The sequence below is a fragment of the Mesorhizobium sp. CA8 genome (assembly GCF_020164955.1).
Lineage (GTDB): Bacteria > Pseudomonadota > Alphaproteobacteria > Rhizobiales > Rhizobiaceae > Mesorhizobium.
In genome coordinates, this window is sequence record NZ_JAIUHG010000057.1 from 1 (window position 1) to 1,251 (window position 1,251).

The 1,251-nt window shown below is 57.6% G+C and carries 2 protein-coding genes; both read left to right on the top strand.

The features are described 5' to 3' along the window. Positions 1 to 361: 361 nt before the first annotated feature. Positions 362 to 628 carry a type II toxin-antitoxin system ParD family antitoxin gene (locus LB553_RS30390; protein WP_224518631.1) on the top strand — a complete coding sequence of 89 codons (267 nt, stop codon included), beginning with the start codon at positions 362 to 364 and terminating at the stop codon, positions 626 to 628. Positions 629 to 631: 3 nt separating this feature from the next. Continuing rightward, positions 632 to 943, top strand: coding sequence for a type II toxin-antitoxin system RelE/ParE family toxin (locus LB553_RS30395; protein WP_224518632.1), 312 nt, complete (start codon positions 632 to 634; stop codon positions 941 to 943). Positions 944 to 1,251: the final 308 nt, after the last annotated feature.

The window sequence follows — 1,251 nt, forward strand, 5'->3', positions numbered from 1 at the left end:
GCGCCACATCGGCCACCTCGTCGCAACCATCGAGGCAACCGAATGCAAGAACTACTTCGAAAACGCCGGATACGCTTTCGTCAAAACATGAAAGACTCTAGCCGGTTGAGTTTTAAACTCAGCCGGCTTCCGCGTCTCAGCTGCCTCAAAATGGCGCAGAGGTCGTGGAATCGGGCCGCCTAGCGATCCTCCATCGGGCGCCGGCCTCTCGACCCGATAATTTTGATCTCTGCCGATTCGGGTACTGTTGGGCCTTCACCGAATCGCGACGGGTGAATTGGAATCCAATCAACCAAATGCCAATTGTTGCTATCTATTGCTATATCTCCAGCCCGGCCCCATATTTCCGGAGGAGGTCTCCATGCCCAACTACGCTTTGAACGAGCACTATGAGCGCTTCATCAGAAAGCAGCTCGAATCGGGCCGCTACAACAATGCCAGCGAGGTTGTCCGCGCCGGTCTGCGCATGCTCGAGGATTTTGAGGCAGAGCGGGAGAAGTGGCTGCGCGAGGAAATCCCGTCGCGCGTTACCGATCTTCAGCAGGATCCGGCCAAGGGAATCCCCGCTGAATCGGTGTTTTCCCGGCTGGAGCTCCGTCATCGCGCACGGCAGGCGAAAGCCAAGTAGGGGATGGAGTACCGGATTGTCTTCCACCCGAAAGCGGAAGCCGAACTCGAACAACTCTATGACGATATAGCCGAGCGTGCGTCGCCGGCGGTTGCCTGGGATTTTGTTGCAGGCATCCGCGATCTCTGTCTGGGCTTGTCGACATTTCCACAGCGCGGCACCGAGCGGGTGGAGATCATGCCGGGGCTGCGGATCATTGGTTATCGTCGCGCGGTCAGCATCGTCTTCACTGTCGATGGCGAGCGCGTGCTGATCCTCGGCATCTTCTACGCCGGCCGAAACATCACGCCTGAATTACTCGAAGGACGGCTCTGAGTCGCAGCTCAAAGGCCGCGAAGATCGACACTCGGCTAAATGCTGGCGGCTGCCTTAGGGACGACCGCATTCACAAGGCGAAGCGGTTGTGACGGGTATCGCTGCAATAGCTGGCAACGGAAGCGCCGGCCAAAATTCAACCAAGCCAGCTCACAAATTTTGCCTTCTTGGATATCTCCACGAGAAATCGAAAAAAGAGCGATCTAGGCTGTTGACAGTTCGGTCGGGCGGCGACTATATACGGCCCACGAACGAGGGCGGTGCGCCGCTGGCGACGAAGAAGTTTGCTTCTAGGTCTGCCCTCTGCG

Excerpts from the sequence above, each read along its gene's own strand:
- LB553_RS30390 (WP_224518631.1), top strand. The coding sequence starts at position 362 with ATGCCCAACTACGCTTTGAACGAGCACTATGAGCGCTTCATCAGAAAG.
- LB553_RS30395 (WP_224518632.1), top strand. The coding sequence starts at position 632 with ATGGAGTACCGGATTGTCTTCCACCCGAAAGCGGAAGCCGAACTCGAA.